At 71.1% G+C, this 24,815-nt stretch carries 21 protein-coding genes and 1 pseudogene; 12 read left to right on the top strand and 10 right to left on the bottom strand.

The window, feature by feature from the left end:
* Nucleotides 1-40: 40 nt before the first annotated feature.
* The 7 genes from HKK74_RS06620 (at nucleotide 41) to HKK74_RS06590 (ending at nucleotide 7,297) form a co-directional block, all read left to right on the top strand.
* Nucleotides 41-1,105 (top strand): STM4015 family protein, encoded by a 1,065-nt coding sequence (locus tag HKK74_RS06620; RefSeq protein ID WP_246491267.1) that lies wholly within the window; start codon nucleotides 41-43, stop codon nucleotides 1,103-1,105.
* A complete protein-coding gene (locus HKK74_RS06615) occupies nucleotides 1,102-2,181 on the top strand; it encodes an STM4014 family protein (protein ID WP_187242171.1) in 1,080 nt (359 codons plus the stop codon). The genes HKK74_RS06620 and HKK74_RS06615 overlap by 4 nt, the downstream gene beginning before the upstream one ends.
* Nucleotides 2,178-2,969, top strand: coding sequence for an STM4013/SEN3800 family hydrolase (locus HKK74_RS06610; RefSeq protein WP_187242308.1), 792 nt, complete (start codon nucleotides 2,178-2,180; stop codon nucleotides 2,967-2,969). Before HKK74_RS06615 ends, HKK74_RS06610 begins: the two co-directional genes overlap by 4 nt.
* A complete protein-coding gene (locus tag HKK74_RS06605; protein WP_312881301.1) occupies nucleotides 2,966-4,282 on the top strand; it encodes an STM4012 family radical SAM protein in 1,317 nt (438 codons plus the stop codon). The genes HKK74_RS06610 and HKK74_RS06605 overlap by 4 nt, the downstream gene beginning before the upstream one ends.
* The gene (locus HKK74_RS06600) at nucleotides 4,282-5,154 is read left to right on the top strand and encodes an STM4011 family radical SAM protein (RefSeq protein ID WP_187242170.1); all 873 of its coding nucleotides are present in this window, start codon (nucleotides 4,282-4,284) and stop codon (nucleotides 5,152-5,154) included. The genes HKK74_RS06605 and HKK74_RS06600 overlap by 1 nt, the downstream gene beginning before the upstream one ends.
* A gap of 360 nt (nucleotides 5,155-5,514) precedes the next feature.
* Entirely contained in the window at nucleotides 5,515-6,606 is a 1,092-nt protein-coding gene (locus HKK74_RS06595) for a LysR family transcriptional regulator (protein WP_187242169.1), read from the top strand.
* A 115-nt stretch (nucleotides 6,607-6,721) separates the two neighbouring features.
* Nucleotides 6,722-7,297: a GtrA family protein gene (locus tag HKK74_RS06590; RefSeq protein WP_222721944.1), complete on the top strand. Its 576-nt coding sequence runs from the start codon at nucleotides 6,722-6,724 to the stop codon at nucleotides 7,295-7,297.
* Between the two features lie 61 nt (nucleotides 7,298-7,358).
* On the opposite strand, the gene HKK74_RS06585 is transcribed toward HKK74_RS06590, so the two are convergent.
* The 4 genes and pseudogenes from HKK74_RS06585 to HKK74_RS06570 form a co-directional block, all read right to left on the bottom strand.
* Nucleotides 7,359-7,850, bottom strand: a complete 492-nt coding sequence (locus HKK74_RS06585) for an SRPBCC family protein (RefSeq protein ID WP_222721943.1) — start codon at nucleotides 7,848-7,850, stop codon at nucleotides 7,359-7,361.
* Nucleotides 7,851-8,030: 180 nt separating this feature from the next.
* Nucleotides 8,031-9,164 carry a DUF6745 domain-containing protein gene (locus tag HKK74_RS06580; protein WP_187242167.1) on the bottom strand — a complete coding sequence of 378 codons (1,134 nt, stop codon included), beginning with the start codon at nucleotides 9,162-9,164 and terminating at the stop codon, nucleotides 8,031-8,033.
* Between the two features lie 19 nt (nucleotides 9,165-9,183).
* Nucleotides 9,184-9,510, bottom strand: a complete 327-nt coding sequence (locus tag HKK74_RS06575; protein WP_187242166.1) for a DUF8820 family protein — start codon at nucleotides 9,508-9,510, stop codon at nucleotides 9,184-9,186.
* A 112-nt stretch (nucleotides 9,511-9,622) separates the two neighbouring features.
* Nucleotides 9,623-10,558 (bottom strand): annotated as a pseudogene (locus tag HKK74_RS06570) (NAD(P)-dependent oxidoreductase); the annotation flags it as partial.
* Nucleotides 10,559-10,691: 133 nt separating this feature from the next.
* Here HKK74_RS06570 and HKK74_RS06565 point away from each other — a divergent pair.
* Nucleotides 10,692-13,913, top strand: coding sequence for an AfsR/SARP family transcriptional regulator (locus HKK74_RS06565; RefSeq protein WP_187242164.1), 3,222 nt, complete (start codon nucleotides 10,692-10,694; stop codon nucleotides 13,911-13,913).
* 40 nt (nucleotides 13,914-13,953) lie between these two features.
* Here HKK74_RS06565 and HKK74_RS06560 read toward each other — a convergent pair whose 3' ends face one another.
* A complete protein-coding gene (locus HKK74_RS06560) occupies nucleotides 13,954-14,358 on the bottom strand; it encodes a nuclear transport factor 2 family protein (protein ID WP_187242163.1) in 405 nt (134 codons plus the stop codon).
* 66 nt (nucleotides 14,359-14,424) lie between these two features.
* Between HKK74_RS06560 and HKK74_RS06555 the strand changes: the two genes are divergently transcribed.
* Both HKK74_RS06555 and HKK74_RS06550 read left to right on the top strand, forming a co-directional pair.
* Nucleotides 14,425-15,003 (top strand): TetR/AcrR family transcriptional regulator, encoded by a 579-nt coding sequence (locus tag HKK74_RS06555; RefSeq protein WP_246491265.1) that lies wholly within the window; start codon nucleotides 14,425-14,427, stop codon nucleotides 15,001-15,003.
* A gap of 213 nt (nucleotides 15,004-15,216) precedes the next feature.
* Nucleotides 15,217-17,349: a RecQ family ATP-dependent DNA helicase gene (locus HKK74_RS06550; protein ID WP_187242162.1), complete on the top strand. Its 2,133-nt coding sequence runs from the start codon at nucleotides 15,217-15,219 to the stop codon at nucleotides 17,347-17,349.
* 47 nt (nucleotides 17,350-17,396) lie between these two features.
* Here HKK74_RS06550 and HKK74_RS06545 read toward each other — a convergent pair whose 3' ends face one another.
* The 5 genes from HKK74_RS06545 to HKK74_RS06525 form a co-directional block, all read right to left on the bottom strand.
* A complete protein-coding gene (locus HKK74_RS06545) occupies nucleotides 17,397-18,839 on the bottom strand; it encodes an HNH endonuclease signature motif containing protein (protein ID WP_187242161.1) in 1,443 nt (480 codons plus the stop codon).
* Between the two features lie 324 nt (nucleotides 18,840-19,163).
* Nucleotides 19,164-20,054, bottom strand: a complete 891-nt coding sequence (locus tag HKK74_RS06540; RefSeq protein WP_187242160.1) for a hypothetical protein — start codon at nucleotides 20,052-20,054, stop codon at nucleotides 19,164-19,166.
* Nucleotides 20,051-20,587, bottom strand: coding sequence for an RNA polymerase sigma factor (locus HKK74_RS06535; RefSeq protein WP_187242159.1), 537 nt, complete (start codon nucleotides 20,585-20,587; stop codon nucleotides 20,051-20,053). Before HKK74_RS06535 ends, HKK74_RS06540 begins: the two co-directional genes overlap by 4 nt.
* 552 nt (nucleotides 20,588-21,139) lie before the next feature.
* Nucleotides 21,140-21,334: a DUF397 domain-containing protein gene (locus HKK74_RS06530; RefSeq protein WP_187242158.1), complete on the bottom strand. Its 195-nt coding sequence runs from the start codon at nucleotides 21,332-21,334 to the stop codon at nucleotides 21,140-21,142.
* A complete protein-coding gene (locus HKK74_RS06525) occupies nucleotides 21,319-22,104 on the bottom strand; it encodes a helix-turn-helix domain-containing protein (protein ID WP_281397700.1) in 786 nt (261 codons plus the stop codon). Before HKK74_RS06525 ends, HKK74_RS06530 begins: the two co-directional genes overlap by 16 nt.
* A 126-nt stretch (nucleotides 22,105-22,230) precedes the next feature.
* Here HKK74_RS06525 and HKK74_RS06520 point away from each other — a divergent pair, with 126 nt between their 5' ends.
* Together HKK74_RS06520 and HKK74_RS06515 are read left to right on the top strand one after the other, a co-directional pair.
* Nucleotides 22,231-22,680, top strand: coding sequence for an ATP-binding protein (locus HKK74_RS06520; protein WP_187242156.1), 450 nt, complete (start codon nucleotides 22,231-22,233; stop codon nucleotides 22,678-22,680).
* Between the two features lie 589 nt (nucleotides 22,681-23,269).
* A complete protein-coding gene (locus tag HKK74_RS06515) occupies nucleotides 23,270-24,541 on the top strand; it encodes a flagellar motor protein MotB (RefSeq protein WP_187242155.1) in 1,272 nt (423 codons plus the stop codon).
* The last annotated feature ends 274 nt before the right edge of the window (nucleotides 24,542-24,815 follow it).

Here is a 24,815-nt window from a genome sequence, read left to right as displayed (position 1 = left end):
GGCTCCGAGCCGGCGGTTCGGCGCGAGAGCGGAACAGGAGATGGTGACAGCGATGGTGCGCCACCTGCGGGAGTTCGCCGGACTCCCCGTCACGGTCTTCGACCAGAACATCGAAGAGGACGAGATCTGTGGGCCGTCCTACGCACAGGAGCTCGACCTCGTCGCGCGGCGGTTCAGAGGCGAGGCCGACGAGATCGCGGACGAGATCGAGCTGTTCGCCCACCGATTGAGGAGTCACGCACACAAGATCACGGAGGATGGCCTGCCGCATGAGCCACCCGTGGCCTGGCGGGTAGCCACCGATCATGAGACCCCTTTCGGGGAGGTCTTCGAGCGCTTCCTGTTCCAGGTCGACACCTGTCGGCTCACCGCCCTGGTCATCGGGTTCTGGGGGGCGCTGCACGATGAGAGCCGGCCGGATCCGGTGGATCTGCTGGTCAAGGCGGCAGATCGTTTCCCGGAGCTGCGCGCGCTGTTCCTCGGGGACATCGAGTCGGAGGAACAGGAGCTCTCGTGGATCTCGCATTCGGACATCTCGCCGCTGTTCGAGGCGTTCCCGAAGCTGGAGCGCGTTGAGGTACGCGGCAGCGGCGGGCTGCGGCTTCGTCCGATCCAGAGCACGGCCCTGAAGGTGCTGCGTTTCGAGTCCGGTGGCCTGCCCGCCGAGGTGGTGCGGGCGGTCGCGGCCAGCGACCTGCCGGATCTCGAGCATCTGGATCTATGGCTGGGTATCGAGGCCTACGGCGGGGACGCCGCCGTGGCCGACCTCGGACCCATTCTGAGCGGCGAACGGCTGCCCTCGCTGCGTCATCTGGGGCTGGAGGACGGCGAGATCCAGGACGAGATCGCCGCGGCGATCGCCTGGGCACCGGTCGTCGCGGGGCTGGAGTCCCTCAGCCTGGCCATGGGCCTGCTGACCGATGAGGGGGCGGAGGCGCTGCTGTCGGGCCAGCCGCTCACCCACCTGAAGCGGCTCGACCTGCACCATCACTGGCTCGGTGACGAGATGGTCGAGCGGGTCCGCGCCGCGCTGGCGGGCGTCGACGTCGCCCTCGACCCGGCGGACGACTATCGGGACGGCCCCTATGTGGAGGTCTCGGAATGACCTTCACCGTGGTGGGTTCGACCGGCGACCGGCGGGTGGCGCTGTTCGCCGCGGCATGCCGGTCGTACGGTCTGCCTGAGCCGCGTCTCATCCCCTGGCGGGACGTGCTGAGCGGTGCGGAGCTCACGGTCGAGCCGGGCACGCTGCTGCGCGTCGACTCGCCGGGGGAGGACGCCGAGGCGGACGCGCTGCTGCGCGGCCGCGGCGATCCGGCCCGGGTCGGCGGCGGCGCCACCTGGTACGCGAACTTCACCGCCGCGTTGCGCCGGGTCGCGAGAGCGGCCGACCGCGCGGTGCCGTTGAGCGACCCGGACGAGATCGCGGTGATGTTCGACAAGCGCCGTTGCCATGCGCTTCTCGAGGCGGCGGGAGTGCCGGTGCCGTCGGCGCTGCCGCCCGTACGCGGCTACGCCGAGCTGCGCGCCCGCATGATGGAGGCCGGGTGGGGCCGGGTGTTCGTCAAGCCCGCGCACGGATCGTCCGCCTCCGGGGTCGTCGCCCTGCAGAGCGCACCGGGCCGGATCAAGGCGGTGACCTCTGCCGTGCCCGGCGAGCACGGCGGCCTGCGCAACTCGCTGCGCGTCCGCTCGTACGAGACCGAGTACGAGGTCGCGGCGCTGATCGACGCGCTGGCGCCGGACGGGCTGCACGTCGAGAGGTGGCTGCCAAAGGTCTCCCTCGGCGGCCGTGCGCTCGACCTGCGGGTGGTCGTGGTCGCGGGAACCCCGACGCACGCCGTGGTGCGGACCAGCCGCCATCCGATGACGAACCTGCACCTCGGCGGCGCCCGCGGTGATCTGGACGCGGTACGGGAGGCGCTCGGCGAGCCCGGCTGGCGGCGGGCGCTGGAGGTCTGTGCCGGGGCCGCGGCCTGCTTTCCCGGCAGCCTCATGGTCGGCGTGGACCTACTGATCGGCATCGGCTGGCGGCGGCTCGCCGTGGCCGAGGTGAACGCGTTCGGCGACCTGCTCCCCGGGCTGACCGGGCTGCCGGGAAGCGGTGCGGAGGGCCTGGACGCCTACGCCGCCCAGGTCGCGGCCGCTCTGACCTGGAAGGTCCCCGCGTGCGCGATATGAACGCGGTCATCGGCAGTCACGATCTGCTGCTGGTGACCCTCGACACGCTGCGCCACGACGTCGCCGTCGAACTCGCGGCCGCGGGCCGTACCCCCAATCTGGCCAAGGTCCTGCCAGGCGGGCGGTGGGAGCGGCGGCACACGCCGGCCAGCTTCACCTACGCCGCGCACGCCGCCTTCCTGGCCGGGTTCCTGCCGACCCCGGCCGCCCCCGGGCCGCATCAGCGGCTCTTCGCCGCCCGCTTCAACGGCAGCGAGACCACCGCGGACGCGACCTGGGTGTACGACGCGGCCGACCTGCCCACGGGCTTGGCCCGCGCGGGCTACCACACCGTCTGTGTCGGCGGCGTGGGCTTTTTCAACAAGCTCACCCCGCTCGGCTCCGCCCTCCCGGGGATGTTCGCCGAGAGCCACTGGGAGCCGGCGTTCGGCGTCACCGAACCCGCCTCGCTGGAGCACCAGATCGCTCGCGCCGGGGAGGTGGTCGCGCGGCAGCCCGCCGGCCGGCGGCTGTTCATGCTGGTCAATGTGGCCGCTCTGCACCAGCCCAACTGGTTCTACCTCGACGGCGCATCCCGGACCGACGGGGATTCCCGCGCCACCCATGCCGCCGCGCTGGAGTACGTCGACCGGCACATCGGTCGGTTGTTCGACCTGATGCGCCGCCCCTGCCTTGTCATCATCTGCTCCGACCACGGGACCGCGTACGGCGAGGACGGCCACACCGGCCACCGGATCGGTCACGAGGTCGTGTGGACCGTGCCCTATGGAGAGTTCCTGCTGTCGTGACCACTCGCACCCTGCTTTCGACCCCAGAGCGGACCGGCCCGTACCAGGACTATGTCTACGCCTACCCGCACAAGACCGCCTACCGTCCACTCGACCCGCGGCCGCGGCTGGCCGACGTGTGGGCGGCCGAGCCGCGCGACGCGCTGTTCCTCTATCTGCACGTGCCGTTCTGTGAGATGCGCTGCGGCTTCTGCAACCTGTTCACCCGCACCGGCGCACCCGAGGAGCTGACCACCGCCTACCTGGACGCACTGGAACGGCAGACGTCCGCTGTTCGGAACGCACTCGGCGAGGCGCATTTCGCCACCGCCGCGTTCGGCGGCGGCACGCCGACCTACCTCACCGCGGCCGAGCTCGACCGGCTCTGCGACATCGCCGGGCGCTTCGCGGATCTGAACGCGATCCCGGTGGGCGTCGAGACCTCGCCGGCCACGGCCACCACCGACCGGCTGACCGTGCTCGCCGAGCGGGGCACCACGCGGATCTCGATCGGGGTGCAGAGCTTCGTCGACAGCGAGGCGCGCGCCGCCGTACGACCGCAGAAGCGCGCCGAGGTCGAGGCGGCGCTCGACCGCATCCGCGCGGTCGGCTTCGAGACGCTCAACATCGACCTCATCTACGGGATCGACGGCCAGACCGCGGAGTCCTGGCTGTACTCGCTGGACGCGGCGCTGGCGTGGGAGCCCGAGGAGCTCTACCTCTACCCGCTGTACGTCCGGCCGCTCACCGGACTCGGCCGGCACCCCCGCGACTGGGACGACCAGCGGCTGGAGCTCTACCGGGTCGGCCGCGACCATCTGCTCGGCCTCGGCTACGAGCAGGTGTCGATGCGCATGTTCCGGCGGCCCGGAGCCGGGTCGGGGGGCACCGAGTACTGCTGCCAGACCGACGGCATGGTGGGCCTCGGCTGCGGAGCGCGCTCCTACACCGCCGGTCTGCACTACTCCTTCGAGTACGCGGTCGGGGCCGGGCAGGTACGCGGCATCATCGACGACTACGTGCGCGAGCGGGAGTTCGGCGTCGCCCGCGTGGGGTTCGCGCTGGATGAGGACGAGCGTCGCCGACGTCACCTCGTCCAGTCGCTGCTCCAGGTCTCCGGCCTCGACCGGACGCTCTATCTGGGGCGCTTCGGCACGGACGCCGCGGCCGACTTCGCCGCGGAGCTGGACCGTTTCGCGGACCTGGGCTGGCTGGAGCACGGGGCCGACACCATCCGTCTCACCGCCGAGGGTCTCGCCCACTCCGACGAGGTCGGACCGGCGCTCTTCTCGTCGCGGGCACGGACGCTCATGGACACCTATGAGGCGCGCTGATGGAGCACCTGACGATCCTCTACCGAGGGCCGCTCGCCAGCTGCGACTACGACTGCCCGTACTGCCCGTTCGCCAAGCGGCGTGACACGCCCGAGCAGCTGCGGGCGGACCGCGCCGCGCTGGAGCGTTTCACCGCATGGGTGGCGGGGCGGTCCCACGATGTCTCGGTGCTGTTCACCCCGTGGGGCGAAGGGCTCGTACGATCCTGGTACCGCCGGGCCCTGGTGGAGCTCAGCCGGCTGTCGCACGTGCGCCGCGTCGCGATCCAGACCAACCTCAGTCATCGGCTGGACTGGACCGCCGAGGCCGACCTTTCCCGGCTGGCCCTGTGGGCCACCTACCACCCCGGCCAGGTGGCCTACGAGCGTTTCCTCGGCAAGTGCCGCGAGCTGTCGGCACGCGGGGTGCGGTACAGCGTCGGCGTCGTCGGGCTGCCCGAGCAGCTGCCGGACGCCCGGCGGCTGCGCGCCGACCTACCGCCGGAGACCTACCTATGGGTCAATGCCGCCGAGGGACACACCTATACGGATGCGGAGGCCGCCCGCTGGATGGAGCTCGACCCGCTGTTCGGCCACAGCCGGCGTCCGCACGCCAGCCGGGGCCTGCCGTGCCGGACGGGGGAGAGCGTGATCTCGGTGGACGGTGCCGGGACGGTGCGGCGCTGCCACTTCGTCCCGGCCGTCCTCGGCAACCTCTACGACGACTCGTTCCGCGCGGCGCTGCGGCCCCGGCCCTGTCCGCTCGCCACCTGCGACTGCCACATCGGCTACGTCCACCTGGAGCCGCTCGGCCTCTACGACGTCTTCGCCGGCGGAATCCTGGAACGCGTCCCCGCCGGCCCGCCCGGTCAGCTCTCCTGGCCCGGATGGTAGTCGCCCTCTTTTGATCACGCGGGCGACCTGAAACGATCACTACGCCGGCTCACGCCTTCGAAGGACCGGTGGGCTCGCCGAGCGCCAGTACCAGGCGGGCCACGGCGGACGGCGCCGACAGCACTCCGGTGATCGCCCCCGCGATCGTGGTCACCGGCGCGCGGACGGGCCGCTGTCGTGGACCGCCCGGGCGTGCGGTGGCGCCGCAGGATGGACACCGGCCGGGGGTGCAGAGTACGAGTGTTCTATAGTTCAGCAAACACTGTCCAGCTGTTTTGAAGAACATCTAGAGGTCAGTTCAACGTGAAATGGGATCACTTCGCTCTGTACTGATCCCACGAATGGTCTCCGAGGGGACAGATGACCGACCGAACGGAACAGCCGCGGCCCGCGGCGGGCTCGCATCCCAGGCAGGTGGCCGCCGTGAGCACGCTCGACGAGCTTCTCGACTGTCCTCCCGCGCTGCTGGACACCACGCTCGACCAGTTGCGGACACTGCTCGTGGTGCGCGAGACCGGGTCGGCGTTGCGCGCCGCACGCGCCCTCGGCCGGGAGCAGTCCAGCGTTCAAAAGCAGATCGACACGCTCAATCGCAACTGCCGTGCGTTGTGCGGCGAGGTGCTCACCATCAGGCAGGGCCGCGGCAAGGACGTCCTGTTCACCTCGACCGGTGAGGAGATGGTGCGGCTCGCGCAGGTGACACTCTCCAAGTGGCTCGGCGGGATTCACGCGAGCCGTCGTCGTCTCGGCAGCATGCTCACCGTCGGCACCACGGAATTCACCCTGCCGATCGTCTCCCGCGCGTGGGAACGACTGGCCGAGGAGTTCCGGCACCGGGACGTGGAGTTCAAGGTCATCCATGTCCGGACCAAGGATCTATGGTCGCGCCTGGAGACCAAGGAGGTCGATCTGATCTGCGGGAGCATTGTCAGCACGCCGGATGACGACGTGCGCCTCAGGGACTATGACGTCATCGAGCTGGCCCGTGGCCGGCCGGTGCTCCTGACGAACCTTTCCGAGGGAGAGTTGCCCGGTGCGGTCGTCATGACCAGCCGGCTGGACGCGCTTCCCCTCGTCATTCCCGCCGCGGGGCTGATCGCGGAGTATCTCGGCCATTGGCACGGGCCCAATTTCCGCGATCGTCTGAACGTGGTGGCGGATATCGACGACATCTACTACGGGCTCTCGCTCCTGCGGTCCGGCCTCGTCCGGGGATGCATGATCGTCACCGAGTCCCTCGGACGTCGAGCCGCCAGGGAAGAAGCCGCCGAGGGCGCGGTCCTGCGGGTCGTCGGGCTCCACGACGACCTCGACCCGAAGCCGGAGGTCATGACCGGCGCGTTCGTCAGGAAGGAGGACCGGAAGCGCTACGACGCCGGGCATCCGCTCAACCGTCTGTGGGACGCCGTGCGCGACCAGGCGCGGGCGGGCCAGGCCACGGCGGAGCCGTGAGGGGACAGGACCGGGTGCCGTCTGTGCCGATGCCCGGCGATTTCGGTGACCGCCGTACGAGGCAGGGGTCCCGACCCCGCTGCCTGACGGAACGATCTTGCATAGACTGCCCCAGGTGTCGGTAGCCCGGATCGCCCTCGCCCACCTGCCCGCAGCGGTCCGCCCGCTGATCGTGAAGCACCGGGAACTGGTGAAGTACTCGCTCGTCGGCGCGACCTGCTTCCTGCTGACCGTTGCGGTCAACTACACCCTCAGATTGACCGTGCTGACGCACAAGCCGACCACCGCCCTGACGATTGCGACCACCATCGCCACGATCGCCTCCTACCTCCTCAATAGAGGCTGGTCATTTCGTTCTCGAGGCGGTCGGGGACGGCAATACGAAGCGGCGCTGTTCACGCTGGTCAGCGTCCTGGCAATCGGGATCAACGTTATTCCGCTCTACGTGGCGCGGTATGTCTTCGATCTCCAGGTCCCACACGTCAGCCGCTACACCCAGGAGTGCTCCGACTTCGTGACCGGAATGCTCATCGGTACCGTACTCGCCATGTTCTTTCGCTGGTGGGCGCTGAAGAAGTGGGTCTTCCCCATGCGGCGCAGCACTACGGCGAACCTGCGCTCCGCCACCGACGGCATTCCGTCCATCCTCAGTAACGAGGTGGAGCCAGAACTCGTTCGCGCTCAACAGTGACCCATAGAGCCGGTGCGCACGGGCGTAGATCCTTGATCAACCACGTCTCGGGCTGTACGGGTCAGCGGAGCGCGTGCTCATAGTCGGCCCGCAGACGGTCCCACGCCGGTTCGGGCGCTCGGCGGCCGTCCAGCATCGACTCCAGCAGGTCGAGCCCGGCGTGCCAGCCGGCGCCCATCGATGCCGCCGCGTCGCGATCGTCGAAGGTGTTCGTGAACACCAGCCGGCAGGCGGTGTCGCCGTCGGCCTCCAGCTCCCAGCGGAGCGTCTCGGAGTCCCAGGTGTACTCGAGGAGGTTCGGCGGATCCAGCCGGGTGACCACGCCGTGGCCGACGCCCATCCCCTCGTGCTCCGCCTTCGGGACGAAGACGATTTCGGCACCGGGCGCGAGGTCGAGGCGGAACCTGTCGTAGTCGAGGATCTGCACGAACCAGGCGCGCATCTGGCCGGGCTCGATGATGGCACGCCAGACCTTCGACTGTGGATGGCGTAGCCGGCGCTCGAATCGCAGCGTGCAGCGGCCGTCACCGGTCCTCTCCAACGTTCCGAGCACGTTGACACCCTCCTGTCGCTCCGGCCGGATACCGGCGCCACGCCGATGACGCGCCGCCGGTACATTCCGCATCAGCTATATAGCCATGCCGGTATGTTCGCCGTCAAGCCGCCGCGGCCGTGAACGGATCGCCTCGGCGGGAGCCAGGCGACCGCCGACCTCGGTGGTGCGAATCGCCGGTCACGTCTGCCGCTCGGGACGGTAGTCGTCGGCGGACACGCCGAACGTCCATGCCACGCCCTCACGGGCGGTGCGGGTGCGCGGTGGCACGCGGAGGTGGTACGTGCGGCTCGTGCCGTCGGGCTCCGGGGTGGAGTTGACCACCTCGACCATCACGACGGGTTCGTCGCCCGGCAGGTCGATGCGCCAGAGCACGCCGGTCTCGTCCTGGTGAACCGGCTGCGCACCCGTCTCGGCCAGGTAGCGGTCATAGCCGTAGTGCTCCAGCATCACCCGGCGCATCTCGGCGTTGGCCTCCGTGGCGATGCGCTCGCCGGTCAGCCCCGACAGCACGGTGGTGAAGTCGGCCGGCATCGGCATGCCGCGCCACGCGTGCAGCGCGAAGCCGCCCGGATACGACAGGGCCGGGCCGTCGCCCCTGTGCAGACGGCCCGGCTCGTCGCGGTGCAGCTCGGCGGGGCGCTCGGAAACGATGGCGACCCGCTGGTACGGCCACCACCAGCCGGCCGATCTGGCCGCCTGGGCGACTCCCGCGAGCCCGTCGAGGCGCTCGACCTCGTCGAACGCCGCCAGCCACGGCGCGTCGTGCTGCCCGAGCACGGCGTCGAGCGTCATGGCCCGCAGCAGGGCGGTGGCGCTGCCATGGCCGACCGGAACCTCGATGCCGCGACGGACCCGGCGGTCGTCCTCGCCGGCCAGCTCTCCGATGCCTCGCCGGATCCGGTTGACGAGAACGTTGACCTGGTCCCACAGGCCTCCGCCGGTGCGGGCCCACACCCGGCTCCACTCCCGCCGCCCGAGGTCGCGGAACGCCGCCGTCCGTGCGGCCTCCCAGGGCAGCGTGCGTACGGCTTCGCGCACGCTGGGCCCGGGGTCGACCGGGTTTTCCACCGCCGACGCCGTGGACCAGGCGAGTTCGGTCGGCCGCAGGGTGGCCACGGCCCGGTCCCAATCGGTCAGCAGCGCCGCGGTGACCGCGCCGTGCGCCGGTGACGGCACCCAGATGAACCGCTCCGGGCCGGCGAGCCCGGCCGCCTCGTAGGCCGACCGGATCCCGGCCTCGGCCGTGTCGCGGTCGGCCGGCCCGGTGGCGAAGGCCACCGCGTGCCAGTCCTGTGTCACGAGTGTGCTCATGAGAAGGTTCCCCCGCGGATCAGTCGGCGACGACCCGGACGGCGCCGGGGACGTACTCTCGCTGGCGCACGACCCGGTACCAGCCCTTGGGGAGTGAGATCGCGGCGTGCTCCTCGTGGACGAGGCGCCCGCCGGAAGGCAGGTGCAGGTGGTCGGGCAGCAGCGGATCGCGGTCGCGGAGCAGCTCACCGGGTGCGTGAATCGCGTGCGCGTGGCCGGTCATCTCACCGAGCGCCAGCACGATGCGGCCCCTGCCGTCGCGGACCGCCGGGGCCAGCGCGCGCACCTCGGCGGGCACGGACTCTTCCGCGACGGGAAGGATGAGGATGTCTCCCTGTCGGTACATGCGATGAACGTACTTCCGCGCACCGACATTTCGAGCGGGCGTTCGATGGAGCGTCGGGCTGCCCGCTCCCGCGACACCGCGGTGTGGCGGGAGAGACGGGCCGCCCGGCCGGTCAGCGTGCCGGCTTCTTGATCACTTCGATGATGCTGGTGAGCCCCTCGGCCCCGTGGCCCCGCTCCACCGCGCGTTCGAAGAGCTCCTTGAGCGCCTCCGGCACCGCCGTGTCGAGGCCTGCGTCGCGGGTGGCTTGTACGACGTGCTCCATCCCGACGGCCTGCATCCGGAGGTTGTTGAGTTCCCCCGGGTACTCGCCGGCGTCGACCTCGTCCATGAGCCGCCGCAGGTAGCCCATTGGGCCATCGGTGGACAGGTCCGCGAACGTGCCCGCCAGGAAGGGGAACAGATCCTTGGCCGGTACCCCGGCCGTTCCCAGCAGGGCGGCGGCGTGGAGGCTGCTGCTCAGGGTCGACAAGAAGACGTAGGCGCCCGCCTGGTAGTAGAGCAGTGCCAGTCCGGCGTCGGCCCCGACGTATGTGGTGTCGGCCAGGACTTTCAGCGTCTCGCGGTGCCGTTCCAGGGCGGCCTGCGGCCCGCTGTAGAGGGCAAACGCGCCCGGATGGCCGATCCCAGGAGGGTCGGCCATGATGCCGCCGGCCAGGAACTCGGCACCATGCCCGGTCGCCCATGTGCTCGCACGGCGCCCCTCCTCCGGCGTGCCGGAACTGAGGTTGACGAGCACGCGGCCGGTCAGCGCCCGCTCGGCCGGGCCGAGGGAGTCGTACATCGCCTGGTAGTCCACCTGGCTGATGACGATCAGGTCGCTCGCCGCGAGCGCGTCGGCGGGCGAGGCCGCGGCCGTCGCGCCCTTGGTCACCAGGGGCTCGGCCCTGTGCGCCGTCCGGTTCCACACCGTCGTCGGGTGACCGGCCCGCAGGAAGGTCTCGGCCATCGCCGAGCCCATCGCGCCCAGGCCGATGACCGTGACCGGCGCGCGGTCGCCTTCAGCGTGCGTCGACATCGTGTGTGCTCCCGTCAGTCGTTGTCGTTGTCGTTGTCGTTGTCGTCGGGCGGCCGTCTGCGTCTGTGGTGGCCACCCGTCGGTATCACTGTGCTGCGCGGTCCTTCGGGATCGCCTCGGATCGGCTGCGGGTCGCCCTCCGGTGGCGGGTTACGCTGGCGCAATGCGTTTCGGGGTGCTGGGCCCGCTGGCGGTTTGGGCCGGCGGCGAGCGCGGTGCGGGGCGGCTCATACGCGTACCCGACGCGAAGGTCCGGGCTCTGCTGGCCGACCTGCTGGCGCACGCGGGGCGGCCGGTCTCGAGCGACCGCCTGATCGACGACCTGTGGGGCGCGCGTCCGCCGCGCGACGCGCGCGGCACCCTCCAGGCCAGGGTCTCCCAGCTCCGCAAGACCCTCGAAGAGGCCGAACCGGGCGGTCGCGCGCTGGTCGTCTCCCGCCCGCCCGGCTACGCGCTCGAGATCGACCGCGACGCGGTCGACGCGGGTCGTTTCACGGCGCTGGTCACGCGAGCTCGCCGCAGCACCGATCCGCGGACCAGGGCCGGGCTGCTCACCGACGCGCTCGCCCTGTGGCGGGGCCCGGCCTTCGCCGACTTCGCCGACGCCGACTTCGCGCGAGAGGCCGCCTTCGCCCTCGACGAGCAGCGGCTGGTCGCGCTGGAGGAGCAGGCGCAGGCCCGGCTGGAGCTCGGCGAGCACGCCGCGCTGACCGGTGAGCTGGCCGGGCCGGTGGCCCGGCATCCCCTGCGCGAGCGGCTGCGCGCCGCGTACCTGCTCGCCCTGTACCGCAGCGGACGGCAGAGCGAGGCGCTCGCCAGCTACGGAGAGCTACGGCGGCGGCTGGCGGACGACCAGGGCCTCGACCCCGGGCCGGAACTGGTCGAGCTGCACCGGTCCATTCTCGAACAGGACCCTTCGCTCGCCCCGTCGACGCCCGCGGCTCGCACGAATCTGCCCGCCGCGCTCGGCGACCTGATCGGCAGGGAGGCGGCGGTCGCGGAGACCCGTGCGCTCCTGGCGGCCGACCGCCTGGTGACGCTCACCGGTCCCGGCGGCGTCGGCAAGACCCGGCTGGCCGTGGAGGCGGGGGCCCAGGCCATGGCCGACCACCCCGACGGCGTGTGGCTCGTCGAGCTCGCCGCTCTGAGCAGGCGGTCCTCCGCCACGGACCTCGCCGAGGCCGTGGCCGCGGCGCTCGGCGTCCGTGACGAGACCGACCCGGTCGGCGGGCCCGCCGAGGCGGCCGGCCGGCTCGCCGAGGTCTTGCGCACTCGGCGGCTGCTGGTCGTACTGGACAACTGCGAGCATGTGATCGACGCCGCGGCCGAACTGGCCGGACGGCTGCTGGCCGCCGTGCCCGGGCTGCGGATCCTGGCGACCAGCAGGGAGCCCCTCCGGATCGCCGGCGAAAGCCTGCGGGCCGTCGCCCCGCTGGACGCCCCCGGCCCGTCCGCGGACGCGGCCCCCGAGTCGCTGCGGGAGTACGGCGCCGTACGGCTGTTCGCCGACCGGGCCGCCGCCGCGGCGCCCGGATTCACGCTCGACCCGGCCAACGCCCCGGCGGTCGCCGCGATCTGCCGCCGTCTCGACGGCATCCCGCTGGCGCTGGAGCTGGCGGCCGCCCGCGTACGTGCCCTCGGCGCGCGGGAGCTGGCCGCCCGGCTGGACGACAGGTTCCGACTGCTGACCGCCGGGGCACGGGGTGCGCCGGCACGGCAACGGACCCTGCGCGCCATGATCGACTGGAGCTGGGAGCCACTCACCGAACCTGAGCGTGTCGTGCTGCGGCGGCTCGCCGTGCACGCCGACGGCTGCACGCTCGAGGCCGCCGAGCGGGTGTGCGCCGGAGACGGCGTGCGCTCGGCCGAGGTACTCGACGTGCTGGCCGGTCTGGTGGACCGCTCCCTCGTCGTGGTGGCGGCGGACGCCGCCGGTCCCCGGTACCGCCTGCTGGAGTCGGTCGCCGCGTACTGCCTCGAGCGCCTCGCCGAGGCGGGAGAGCATGATCGCCTGCGTCGGCGGCACGGCCGTTACTACGCCGAGCTGGCCGAACGGGCGTCCTCACATCTGCGCGGCCCCGAGCAGACGCGGTGGCTGGAGCGCCTCGACCGGGAGGTCGCCAACCTGCGGGCCGCGCTGGAGGGCGCTGTTCGCGCCGGGGCCGCCGACCTCGCGCTGCGCCTGGTCAACGCGCTGAGCTGGTACTGGTTCCTGCGCGGCCGGTACGGCGAGGCCCGCCGTTCGCTGGAGGGTGCCGTGGCCCTCGGCCGCACGGCCGGCGGGCCCGGTGCCCGCCCGGAGGCCGCCGCCGCCCTGGCCGAGGCCGTCACGTGGCAGGCGGGCATGACCGTGGCCTCGGGCGACGGTACGAGGGCGGAGGAGCTGAGCCGGGCGGCGCTGGCGGCCTACGACGGCGTCGACGAGCCACGCACCCGGGCCAGAGCGGAGTGGTTCCTCGCCTTCATCCTGTGGGCCTACGGCGACTTGGCCGTGACCGAGGAACGGGTCGACCGGGCGCTCGCCGCCTTCCGGGCGCTCGGGGACCGCTGGGGCACCGCCGCCGCGCTCAGCACCCGCGCCATGCTGGCGATCGTCCACGGCGACATCGGCGCGATCAAGCGCGACGCCCAGGAGAGCCTCGCACTGTTCCGCGAGCTCGGCGACGCGTGGGGACGGCTGGAGGCCACGGACGCGCTGGGCCGCTGGGCCGAGATCACCGGTGACTACGAACAGGCCGCCCGGCTGCTCACCGAGGGTCTGCGGGTGGCCGAGGAGCTCGAGATGTGGATCGAAGTGTCGTTCCGGCTGTCCGGGCTCGGGCGGATCGCCCTGCTCACCGGTGACCTGGCGGCGGCCAGGGAACTGCACGAGAGGGCCGGGCGGCTGGCGGCCGAGCAGTCGAGCAAGCCGGCGGGGGAGTTCGCCGAGGTCGGGCTGGGGCTGGTGGCGAGGCGGGAGGGTGACCTCGACACCGCCGAGAAGCACCTGCGCGCCTGGCTGCCGTGGCTGCGCGACGTCGGAGGAGCCCCCGGCATCGCCTTCATCCTGGCCGAGCTGGGGTTCGTCGCCGAGTTGCGCGGCGACGCCGAGGCCGCCCTGTCCCTGCAGATGGAGGGTCTCGAGAGCGCCAGGAGCACCTGTGACCCACGGGCGATCGCCTTGGCCCTGGAGGGACTGGCCGGCGCGCGGGCCCTCGCGGGCCATCACGATGACGCCGCCCGGTTGCTGGGCACCGCCGCAGCGACCCGTGAGGGCGTCGGGGCCCCGCTCCCGCCCGCCGAGCGCGGCGACGTCGACCGCGTCACCGCGCGCGCCCGCGCCGCGCTGGGCGAGGCGGCGTTCGCGGCCGAGTTCGCCCACGGCCGTACGCTCGACCCCCGTTAGGCGGCGCGGCCGTGGAAAGTCCCCTGCCCTCCCGAGTGGCTCAGGCCATGGCTTCGGCGATCGCCGCGCGGTCCTGGTACTCGCGCCAGTGCGCGATGCGCCCGTCACGGGCACGCAGAACCACCGCGAACGCGGCCGTGGCCCGCGCGCCGCTCCCCGGCATCGTGGCCACCATCTGGTACTCGGCGATGATCACCTCCGGGTCAGCGGTCTCGTGGATCACCACGTCCCGGAACTCCTCGAACACGATGGAGAGCGCCTCGCGGCCTGCCCGCGTCATTGCCGCCACCTTCTCCCGGCCCTCGATCCTACGGTGCCCGGCAGGAGCGAACGGCTGCTCCACGACGACGTCGTCGGCCAGCATCTCCTCGTCCAGGCCGGCCTGTCCGGCCAAGGCGTTGCGCTGAAAGCGGGCGAAGAGGTCCCGTGGGGTCTGATCAGGCATGAGGCCTCCTTCGGAGTGAATTAAGATGAGTCTGAACTCATCCTAAAATATGAGTCAGGACTCATCTTGTCAACGAGTGGACGAACGACACCCGGCAAGCCCATGCGCGCCGACGCCCGGCGCAACCGCGCCCGCATCCTCGCCGTCGCCCAAGAGGTGTTCGCCGAACGCGGCCCCTCCGCGTCCACCGAGGAGGTCGCCGCCCGCGCCGGCGTCGCCATCGGGACGGTCTTCCGTCATTTCCCCACCAAGCACGACCTCCTCGCCGCGATCATGAAGGAGCTCAGAGAACGCCTCATCGACAAGGCGGAGACCCTCATCGCCGAGGGAGACCCCGGAACCGCGTTCTACGACTACTTCACCTTCCTCGTCGAAAGCTCGGCCAAGATCGGCACCGTCGTCGCCCTCCTCGCCCAAGAGGGCACCTCCATCGAACCGGGTGAGCAGGTCATGGCGCTCAACCACACCGTCGGCGCGCTGCTGGACGCCGCCCGAGAGGCCGGGACCGTCCGCCCCGACGTCCGCCTCGACGAGGTCATGGCCTTGCTCATCGCCACCACCCACGGCGCCCTGGCCGCTGCCTGGTCCGACGACCTCCGCCACCGGACGGTGGCCCTGGTCCTAGACGCCCTCCGCCCCCACTGAAGCCGGCGCGACGGAATACGACACCGTCGAATACGACACGGCACCGGTCCGAGCGGGCCTGCGAGCTTGTTGTAGCCGGTCACGGGGGACGACGCTGATCTCCACCCGATGGCCTTCCTCGCCCGGCTCCGGCCTCCACGGTCGGCGAAACATCCGCGGTCTGAGCATGGGTTCTGGCCGGAGTTGTCCGCCGCGGCTGATACCAAGGAGGGCATGACCGAGACGGAGTCCTCCCTGGTGCCCGACCCCGCAGCCGACGACGTCCTGCGCGGTGAGGCCGAGCGCTGCCTGCGGGCCCTCGCCGGTGAGCACGCCCGGCTGCGCGAGGACCAGTGGACGGCGATCAGGGCGCTGGTCGTCGAGCGCAAGAGGGCACTGGTCGTACAGCGCACCGGTTGGGGCAAGTCGGCGGTCTACTTCGTCGCGACCCGGCTGCTGCGCGGCCGTGGCGCCGGGCCGACGGTGATCGTGTCGCCGTTGCTCGCGCTCATGCGCAACCAGATCGACGCCGCCGACCGGGCCGGCATCCACGCCCGTACGATCAACTCGGCCAACACCGAGGACTGGGAGCGGGTCTACGCCGAGGTCGAGGCCGGCGCGGTCGACGTGCTGTTGGTGAGCCCGGAGCGGCTCAACAACCCCGACTTCCGCGACCAGGTGCTCCCCAAGCTAGCGGCGGGCGCCGGGCTGATCGTCGTCGACGAGGCGCACTGCATCTCCGACTGGGGACACGACTTCCGGCCCGACTACCGGCGGCTGGGCACGTTGCTCGCCGAGCTCCCGCCGGGGATTCCGGTGCTCGCCACCACCGCCACCGCCAACGCCCGCGTGACGCACGACGTGGCCGAGCAACTCGCCACCGCCGGCGCGGGCGAGACGCTGGTCCTGCGCGGCTCCCTCGAACGCGAGAGCCTGCGGCTGGCCGTCGTACGGTTGCCGGTCGCCGAGCAGCGGCTCACCTGGCTGGCCGACCGGCTGGGCGAGCTGCCGGGCTCCGGGATCGTCTACACGCTGACCGTGGCCGCCGCGCACGACGTCGCCGGGCTGCTGCGCGACCGGGGGTACGAGGTCGCCGCCTATTCCGGGCAGACCGATCCCGCCGAGCGGCTCCAGGCCGAGCAGGACCTGCTCGGCAACAAGCTGAAGGCGCTCGTCGCCACCAGCGCGCTCGGCATGGGGTTCGACAAGCCCGATCTCGGCTTCATCGTCCATGTCGGCGCGCCGCAGTCGCCGGTGGCCTACTACCAGCAGATCGGCCGTGCGGGGCGGGGCGTCGAGCGCGCCGAGGTGATCCTGCTGCCCGGCACGGAGGACCGCGACATCTGGGCCTACTTCGCCGGGCTGGCCTTCCCGCCCGAGCAGATCGTCCGGGCGACATTGGCCGAGCTCGGCGAGACCCCGCTGTCGACCGGCGCGCTGGAGCCGAGGGTCGACCTGAGCCGGGGTCGGCTGGAGATGATGCTCAAGGTCCTCGACGTCGACGGCGCGGTGCGGCGGGTGCGCGGGGGCTGGGTGGCCACCGGACGGGAGTGGGGCTACGACCGGGACCGCTACGCGCGGGTGGCCGCCGAGCGCGGTCGCGAGCAGCAGGCGATGCTCGACTACATCGCCACCGACGGCTGCCGCATGGAGTTCCTGCGCAGGCGGCTCGACGATCCCGAGGCGGTGCGCTGCGGCCGCTGTGACAACTGCACGGAGCGGCACTGGCCCGAGGACGTCTCCGACCAGGGTGCCGCGCGCACCCGTGAGCGCCTGCGCCGCCCGGGGGTCGAGGTGACGCCCCGGCGGATGTGGCCCACCGGCATGAAGGAGCTGGGCTTCTCCGGCCGCATCCCGGCCGCCGTCACGGCCGAGGCGGGCCGCGCACTCGGTCGGCTCACCGACATCGGCTGGGGCAACCGGCTGCGGCAGATGTTCGCCGAGGGCGAGCCCGACGGGCCGGTGCCGGACGAGGTGTTCGACGCGATGGTGAAGGTGCTCTCCGCATGGGACTGGGCCGAGCGCCCGGCCGGTGTGGTGGGCGTTGGATCACGTACCCGGCCCCGGCTGGTCGGTGATCTCGGGCGTCGGATCGCGCAGATCGGCCGGCTGCCGTACCTCGGGGAGCTCGCCGTGCAGGGCCCGCCGGTGGCGCGCCAGCACAACAGCGCGCAGCGGCTGCGGTCGGTGTCGGAGTCGCTGGTGCTGCCCGACGAGGTGCGCGTGGCGGTCGCCGACCTGGGCGGCCCGGTCCTGCTGGTCGACGACCGCATCGACAGCGGCTGGACCATGACCGTCGCCGCCCGGCTGCTCCGCGAGGCCGGTGCCCCGGCGGTGCTGCCGCTCGTCCTCGCGGTGGTCAACTGACGGACGGTATCGGGGCCCGGCCGGTGGGAGCAGCGCCGGTCACCGGCTCATTGGGGCGTGACTATGTGCCATGTGCCCGATGGTGTGATCCAGATGAGGAGGCCCGGCCAGGGTTGGCAGAGTCTCCAGCCAGGGGTCGCCTTCAGGCGATGATGTCGCCTGCACAAGGGCGCCAGATTGCAACGGCACGTGAGGCCGCCCTTGTGCCACGGAATGCTGTGGTCGATATCGCAGCCGTCGACCCGCCGATTGCACGTGGGGAAGACGCACGTGCGATGCCGTCGTTCGATGAGCCTGCGCATTCCCGCGGGCGGCCGGTAGCCCCGGTGACCGTGTTGTCCGGGACCCGGCCCGGTGGTCCGGCACCAGGCTTGCCTGAGCTCGGAGAGGCCGTCGTGCATGGCCTGTACGGCCTGGGCGACGAGCAGGGCGAGGCCGTCGAGCCGTCCGGTGCCTCGTGCATGTTCTAGCAGCCGGGCGAGGTGGCGGTCGGCGCTGCGGGAGAGGGCGTCGTCGATCTGCCGTTCGACGGCGTCCAGTGTTTCGGTGTCATCAGCCGCCCGCCAGCCGTCCTCGCACCGAGAGTCGGTGCCGGCCTGCTCGGAGGTGGCCTCGCCGAAGGGGCCGGGGGCCTGCGGCCCGTCTGGGCCGAGGTCGTCATCGGGCCGCATCAGCAGGTGACGGATGGCCTTGGGGAGCGGCAGGCCACGGAGGAGCGCGTGGGTGAGGTCGGCGCGCAGCGTGTCGATCGGCCTCTGGTCGCCGTCGGCCTTGAGTGCTTGGGCGGCGGCGTTGATGCGGTTCCACAAGGCGTGGGCGACTTCGGCGGGGAGGCCACGCAAGGCCAGGTCACTGGTGCCCGAGCTGTTGTCGAACAACTCCAGCCGACGGTCTTTGACGGCTGCCTTGGTGCGTTGTTCGGCGGCGTTGGGGTCGGCGGCCGTGACCGCCCGTCTCACCCGGTGGCGGAGCTTGCCGGTGGTCAGCGCGCCGGCCTGGTCGATCACCAGCGCCTCGACGGAGGCCGCGAGGGTGTCGTCGAGACCGCGGACGGCATCGGCGATGACCCTCGCGCGGGGCAGGTCGATGCGGCCCGCCTCGAGGGCGGCCCGGGTGCGCGGAAGCTGCTGGGCGAGCTGTTCGGCCAGCACCACCAGTGCGGAGGCGGCGGTGCCGGTCACAGTGATGGCAAGGGAGACCTCTTCGGTGACGATCTCGTGGATCTCCGAGGTCCAGTGCCCGGCCGCGGCCGGGCCGTGCTCGCCCTGATGGCGGCGGCGCGACAGCTCCGCCACCGCCGACAGCTCCAGCGCCTGAGCCCATGAGGTCTGGCGCCGGGCGGCGGCGATCAGCTCGATCAGCTCCACATCGGACAGCTCGCCCGGCCGCTGCCCGGCCAGCGCGCACGCGAGCTGCGGCCCGGGAGGAAACTCCGCCCGTCCTTCCCATTCGGATCCCGAAACGATGTCGAGCACTGCGGCCGGCGGCATCGGCAGAGCACCTCCCCTCAAGCTTTCGAGGTCATTGTTCGGGCGTCAATCGCCCGCCTTCGAAAATTCTAGCGAATGAAAGGAATGCTTTTCGCTAGCCATCCGGTTAGATGCCCGTTCCAATTCATTTACCGGGCAAATCGGGCGGCCATTGTCAATTGATCTGCGGCCGCTCGCTATATCGCGGATGAGAGCTCAAAAGGGAACTCGCAAGCCTGCGGCCAGGAGCGGCCCGGCGCCGAGGGGACGGGCATCCGCTGAGTAGCGGTCCGCGCCCCCGGTGGCGCGCGGACCGCTGCCTCCAGACCAGAACAGCTGTGTCAGTCAGCCGACCGGGTGGGGCTGAGGGTCGCCTTTCTGCGGGACGACCATCAGCCCGACCGAGGTGGAACTGCGCGTCCACACCCCAGTGATGCGGCGTTCGCCGGCGGGACGCCACGTCGCGGGCGGGTCCCAGGAGGAGCCCGACCCGTCGGCCTTGAACTCGCCGAGTGTGAAGGTCGCGGTCAGGCCACGACGTAGCACTTCGGCGAGGGCTTGGGCGACGGTCCGGCCGGTCAGGCGCAGATCCTTGGCCCGGTCGCCCTGTACCGGATTGGCGTCGAAGTAGACCTCACCAGGCGCAGCCTTGCGGCCGATGACGATATCGGCCCCTCCCAAGCGGAACATCTCGCCGCCGAGCCGGACCTTCAACGGGCAGGCGATCTGGCCCGGCGGGCACTTCAGCACGGCGCTGGACGTCCCCGACACACCCCCTGGAGGCATCCCGCCCTTGGGCGCGTGGAGCGGGCCGATCTGGACGATCTCGCGTTCACCTCCCGGCGCGACCGGAACGATGCGCAGCCTGACGTCGAGACCGAACTTGGCGAACGCCTCACTGAACTCCCGCTGGTCGGCGTAGGCGTTCTTGACCTCCACCTCGTACTCGGTGCCCTTGACGTCGATCGCCACGGCGGCGTTGGCGTAGCTGCGCAACGGCGCCGAGTTCTGGCCGCCCACCCCCACGACGACCGCGGCGGCGGCAGCCGAGGCGACCGTCGCCCCGGCCACCAGCCAGGGAAGGCGTGGATAACGATGCCGCCGCGGTACTGGAGCCTTGCCGGTGGTGATGGCCGCGAGCAGGGCCCGGCCTCCAGCGCTATCTGGTTCGCTCGTGATGTCACTGTCGCGCACCGTGGCCAGACCCGCCACGAGCTCGTCGATCCGGGACGTCATGTCAGCTCACTCCCCTGAAGAACGGTCCGGGCCTGCACGGCGGCAGCCGGATGGTCGATGCCCGCCGACCGCAGGGCGCGCACGAAGCGTTTACGGGCGCGGTGCAGGCGAACGCTCACGGTGTTGGACGAGCAACCGAGCACCGTCGCGATCTCGGTATTGGAAAGGCCTTCCCAGGCCACGAGCGCGAGTAGTTCACGATCGCGATCCGGCAGGCGGTCGAAGATCTCGGCGACCGCCGAGTCCTCCTGCGACGGTGCACCGACCGCCAACTCGGCAATCAGCGCCGCTGTCTTCATCGTGTGACGCCGCGCCCCGCGCCGCTGATTGGCCAGAACACGGCGCGCCACCCCGTACAGCCACAGCCGCGCCTCGCCCCCCGCTGGCATCTCCGCAGCGCGCCGCCAGGCGATCGCGAACGTCTCGGCCACCACATCGGCCGCGTCCTCAGGCGAGCCACAACGACGCAAGGCGTAACCGAGCAATGGCTTATAAGTGGCGGCGTAGACGTCCGCGAACTCGTCCTCACCCATCCGGGCTCCTCGACATCTGGCCTCCTAGAACATGTGACCTCTTGGTCGATGGTCACCAGGCACATGTCCAGACACCGCCAGAATCTTGCACCCTCTCAGGTGATCGCGATCGGAAGGCCGGCCATGCTTTCGACGTCCAGGCAGGACGGTGGGCTTGTCGAACACGCCGAACAGGCCGAAGCCCCTGACCACGACCTCGACGTCGTCGGGGATGATGATCTCCGTGCCACCCCCACAGGGCGAAGGCGCGGACCTGGGTTTCGTGGCCGGTGAAGCGGGCATCGCTCAGGTCGATCTCACCACCGCCGACGGTGACGGCGGTGGCCCGGTAGGTGGCCTGCCAGCCGGTGCGGCGGCCGGTGCCGCCGAGCGCCCGGGCGGATCTGTCCGATCCGCCCGCCCGGCCGGGGCCGCCGCTGTTCGGCCCGGTTCCGGAGAGATTTCCGTCACGGCCTGCCGGTTTTCGTCACGGGAGGACGGTTCGGTTCCGATCGGCACGGCGGGCCTCTCCGCGTAACAGGTCCAGAGGACGGCGCTCGCGCCGAGACCGGCTCAGCCGTCCAGCTTGCCGGCTTTGATGTCGGCCAGCAGCGCGCCGAACGCCGCAGCCGTGAAGGTCAGGTGGCCGCCCTTGGTGTTCTTGCTGTCGCGGGCGGCGATCGATCCGGCCATCCACGCGACCTCGACACAGTCGCCGCCGTTCGCGGTGCTGCGCGACGACTTACGCCATGTCATTTCCCCTGCCATCGCTCCACCCTCGTCCTTCGGATGAGCTCCAGTGATTCGCGCCTGGACAGCGCGTCCGCCCTGAACACGTCGAACATGCGCCGGAGCCGTGCGACGTCCTCGGGGTCTTCGACGACCTTGCCGCTCAGTTGGTCGTCAACATACGCGACTTCGGTGCCGGCGTCGAAGCTCGCTATCGCGAACGGCCCGGTGAATCCGGCGCACGCGCGGGCGGAGTCGGGAACGACCTGCACGATGACGTTGTCGCGCTCGGCCATCTCCTCGAGGTGGGCCAGCTGATCACGCATGACCTCGGCCCCGCCGACGTTGTGCCGCAGCACGCTCTCGGTGATGAGGGCGACGAGCATCGGTGGATCCTCCTTGGCCAGGATCCGCTGCCGCTCCAGCCGGGCGCCGACCATCTCCTCGGTGTCGGCGATGTGGTGCGCCGCGTGGAGCACGGAGCGGGCGTAGTCTTCTTTCTGGAGCAGCCCGGGGACCACGGTGGTTTGAAACGACCACAGCGACGTGGCCTGGTGCTCGATCTCGGGCCACCGGGCGAACCACTCCAGGGGCACCGCGGCGTTGATCAACTCCTCGCGGATGCGGCCGAGCACTCCCCGGGTGCCGAACAGTTCCTCGAGCTGTGCCAGATGATCGGGTTGTGGTAGCCGACGGCCTTTCTCCCATGCTCGTACGAGACCTTCGGATACGTACATCATGTTGGCGATATCGATGGTTTTCATCCCTTTCTCCTCGCGTGACCGCCGGATCTCCTTGGCGAGGAACATGCGCGGTGTCAGATGATTGCTCGTCATGGCGCGTACAACTCCGAACATCTGGGGGGAACGCGCATGGTGCGTTCGCGTTCGCGTTTTGACCTGCTCAGATTAAGTCGCGGAGGGCATTCTTGAGGGGTGAATCGCAAGGGCCGGATAACCGGATTGGACGATGAGTCGCGTGATTACGCGGAGGACGAAGATCGAAATCAGCCGGAGGTGAAGTTCCGGCTCGACGCCATACCGGAGAACGTGCGAGTGGCCCGTGAGCTCGCCGACGTGGTGCTTCTCGGCTGGGCTCTCCGCCATCTCATGGAACCCGCCCGGCTGATCGTGTCCGAGCTTTTCACCAACGCGCTCGACGCGACGCCGGGAGGCGACGTCTTCCTTCTGTTCGCGCGTGAGGCGGCGAGCGTCTCGATCGGACTCTGGGACTCCAGCCCCGCGATGCCCATTGCCGGGGCGTGCGACCCGGGCGATGAGTCAGGCCGCGGACTGCACATTGTCGCGGCACTCGCCGACGACCACGGCGCCTATCCGGTGAGGAGGCCGAACGGGAAATTAGTCTGGGCCAGACTCAATACATGACCGGCCGGGGAGTGGGAGATGGTTCGTCGGCCATGGTGAAAACGGAGGCAGGATGACACGAGGAATCTCGTGGATTCGCACCCATCGAATGCACTGAGCTCAGATACCGGAGAACGCGGCACTTCCCCCTCGCCTGCGCTCGTCCCGGGTCTGTGAAAGGGAGGGCCGTGCCGGCCGTCGAAGCCCCGTCCCCCCGGGCGCCGGCACGGCCCTCCGCTGCCCAGCCCTATGGGCCCGCTGACCGGCCGTCGCGTGGAGCGTGTCACCCGCGTGACCGAGACCGCCGGGGAACTGCTGGTGCTCATGGCCGGTGGCGGTCTCCCAAAGTTCGTCACCCGTGCCGACTGGGCTTCACCGCACTGACCTGATGGCCACCGCACGATGTGGGTCGTGCTCATGCGCCTGATCGCCTCACCGCCGGCCCCGGGACTCTCCGGTGCCTTGTATGAAGTGCACGTTACGAGCGGACAAATGACGGCGAGGATGATCGCCCTCCCCGTAGGGTTGTGCCGCACCTCGATCGAAACCGTGACCCCCTGCCGGGCCGAACCTGGGGAACGCACTGGGCGGTCGCGGTGAAAGGACACCGATGGCCCCGCGCACCCCCGCGCCGATGCTGCTCGCAATCGACCCGTTGCAGGTCATCGACCAGCACCCCGTGCCCGCCGCGCTCGTCGCGGTGGCCGCAGTGATCGCCCTGGTCCCGCTGCTCCTGCTGCTGCGCGGCACGTTCAGGGCGGCCGCCCGGCCCACGCGCGGGATCTCCGCTGAGAACGTGTTCACCGTGGTGGCCGCCGGCATCGCGACCGCCGTCGCGGCCCAGGGCATGTGGCAGTTCTTCGGGGACATCCTCCACTTCTCCGGCCCGCTCCGGGTGCTGACGTTCGCGTTCATCGAGGTGTCAGTGATCACCTCGGCTCTCCGGGCCCGCGCCTCCATGCGCGAACGCCACTCCGCCGGCGTGGACGGCATCGCCGTCTGGGTGCTCACCTGCCTGTCCGCCGTGCTGTCCAGCCTCGACGCCCGCAGCTTCGGCGAGACGGTGCTGCGGCTCACCGCGCCGCTCGTCGCGGCCTGGCTGTGGGAGCGCGGCATGGCGCTGGAACGCATGCGCATCACCGGACGGACGCGGGTCAACTGGCGGCTCACCCCCGAACGGGTGCTCGTACGGATCGGGCTCGCCGACCCGACCGGCCGCGACATCGGCGAGGTCGACGCACAACGCCGCCTGATGCGGCTGGCGCTCGCGGCCAAGCACGCACGCACCGTTCGTGACACCGGGACGAGGCGAGCCCAGCGACGGGCGCTCGCCAAGCTCGACCGCGCGATGGAGCGTACGGTCGAGTACGGGGGACTGGGCACCGATCCCGCGCGACAGGACATGCTGATCGCGCAGCTCGGTGTCCTCTACAACGCCGCGAGCCTTCTCGATCTGGAACCGGAGGCACCCTGGGCGGCGACGCCGGCCGACGGCCGCTCCGCCGACGACGCCGACGCCCACCCGGCGGAGCAACGACCGGTGCCAGTGGAGCCGGACACCGCACCGGAGGTTCCCCAAGCGATGCCGCACGCTCTTGTACGTGACGGCGCGGTACAGGACACGCCCGCCGAGCCGCCGCCCGCGGCCGAGCTGCGACCCGCGCCCGCCGTGGTCCCGGGTGCCAAGGTGGCCACGGACACCGGTGAGCTTGCGGCGCTCTTTCTGGACGCCCTCGGCAGACACGAGGGCTCGGTCCCGGCGGCCCGTGCCGACATGGAGCGGGCCGGGCGCAGACCGCCCTCCAGCGGGTATGCCTACAAGCTGCGCAAGAGATGGCATGAGCAGACCGCCGGGACCGGTCGGCTGACCCGCGTCGGCTGACCCGCTCGGATCGGCCCGGCCAGTGGGCCGATCACGGTCGCCTCGGCCGCGCGCCCGCCTTGACGCGGCGGTGGGCAAGGAGGAGAGCGCCTGCTGAGCGCGCTCCTGGGCCGGGTGTCAGGCCGCCTCGCCTGACCAAGGCCGGAGGGGCCGCCTCGTGCATCTGACCGACGCCCTCGGCCGGAAGAAGTGATCAGCTCGTGTCATGCCTGTTACGCCGTCGCGGCGGGAGGGGATTTCGGTAAGAGGAACGCGCGCGGCTGCTGGAAGTGAT

It is taken from the genome of Actinomadura alba (assembly GCF_014323705.1).
In the GTDB taxonomy this organism is placed as follows: domain Bacteria; phylum Actinomycetota; class Actinomycetes; order Streptosporangiales; family Streptosporangiaceae; genus Actinomadura_C; species Actinomadura_C alba.
The sequence above is the reverse complement of the archived record's forward strand: the minus strand, read 5'-3'. Positions and strand labels throughout refer to the sequence as shown.

What these genes read in the sequence shown, in the direction of transcription:
- HKK74_RS06620 (WP_246491267.1), top strand. Translation starts at nt 41, where the DNA reads ATGGTGACAGCGATGGTGCGCCACCTGCGGGAGTTCGCCGGACTCCCC.
- HKK74_RS06615 (WP_187242171.1), top strand. Translation starts at nt 1,102, where the DNA reads ATGACCTTCACCGTGGTGGGTTCGACCGGCGACCGGCGGGTGGCGCTG.
- HKK74_RS06610 (WP_187242308.1), top strand. Translation starts at nt 2,178, where the DNA reads ATGAACGCGGTCATCGGCAGTCACGATCTGCTGCTGGTGACCCTCGAC.
- HKK74_RS06600 (WP_187242170.1), top strand. Translation starts at nt 4,282, where the DNA reads ATGGAGCACCTGACGATCCTCTACCGAGGGCCGCTCGCCAGCTGCGAC.
- HKK74_RS06595 (WP_187242169.1), top strand. Translation starts at nt 5,515, where the DNA reads ATGACCGACCGAACGGAACAGCCGCGGCCCGCGGCGGGCTCGCATCCC.
- HKK74_RS06580 (WP_187242167.1), bottom strand. Translation starts at nt 9,164, where the DNA reads ATGAGCACACTCGTGACACAGGACTGGCACGCGGTGGCCTTCGCCACC.
- HKK74_RS06575 (WP_187242166.1), bottom strand. Translation starts at nt 9,510, where the DNA reads ATGTACCGACAGGGAGACATCCTCATCCTTCCCGTCGCGGAAGAGTCC.
- HKK74_RS06565 (WP_187242164.1), top strand. Translation starts at nt 10,692, where the DNA reads ATGCGTTTCGGGGTGCTGGGCCCGCTGGCGGTTTGGGCCGGCGGCGAG.
- HKK74_RS06560 (WP_187242163.1), bottom strand. Translation starts at nt 14,358, where the DNA reads ATGCCTGATCAGACCCCACGGGACCTCTTCGCCCGCTTTCAGCGCAAC.
- HKK74_RS06550 (WP_187242162.1), top strand. Translation starts at nt 15,217, where the DNA reads ATGACCGAGACGGAGTCCTCCCTGGTGCCCGACCCCGCAGCCGACGAC.
- HKK74_RS06545 (WP_187242161.1), bottom strand. Translation starts at nt 18,839, where the DNA reads ATGCCGCCGGCCGCAGTGCTCGACATCGTTTCGGGATCCGAATGGGAA.
- HKK74_RS06540 (WP_187242160.1), bottom strand. Translation starts at nt 20,054, where the DNA reads ATGACGTCCCGGATCGACGAGCTCGTGGCGGGTCTGGCCACGGTGCGC.
- HKK74_RS06535 (WP_187242159.1), bottom strand. Translation starts at nt 20,587, where the DNA reads ATGGGTGAGGACGAGTTCGCGGACGTCTACGCCGCCACTTATAAGCCA.
- HKK74_RS06530 (WP_187242158.1), bottom strand. Translation starts at nt 21,334, where the DNA reads ATGGCAGGGGAAATGACATGGCGTAAGTCGTCGCGCAGCACCGCGAAC.
- HKK74_RS06525 (WP_281397700.1), bottom strand. Translation starts at nt 22,104, where the DNA reads ATGTTCCTCGCCAAGGAGATCCGGCGGTCACGCGAGGAGAAAGGGATG.
- HKK74_RS06515 (WP_187242155.1), top strand. Translation starts at nt 23,270, where the DNA reads ATGGCCCCGCGCACCCCCGCGCCGATGCTGCTCGCAATCGACCCGTTG.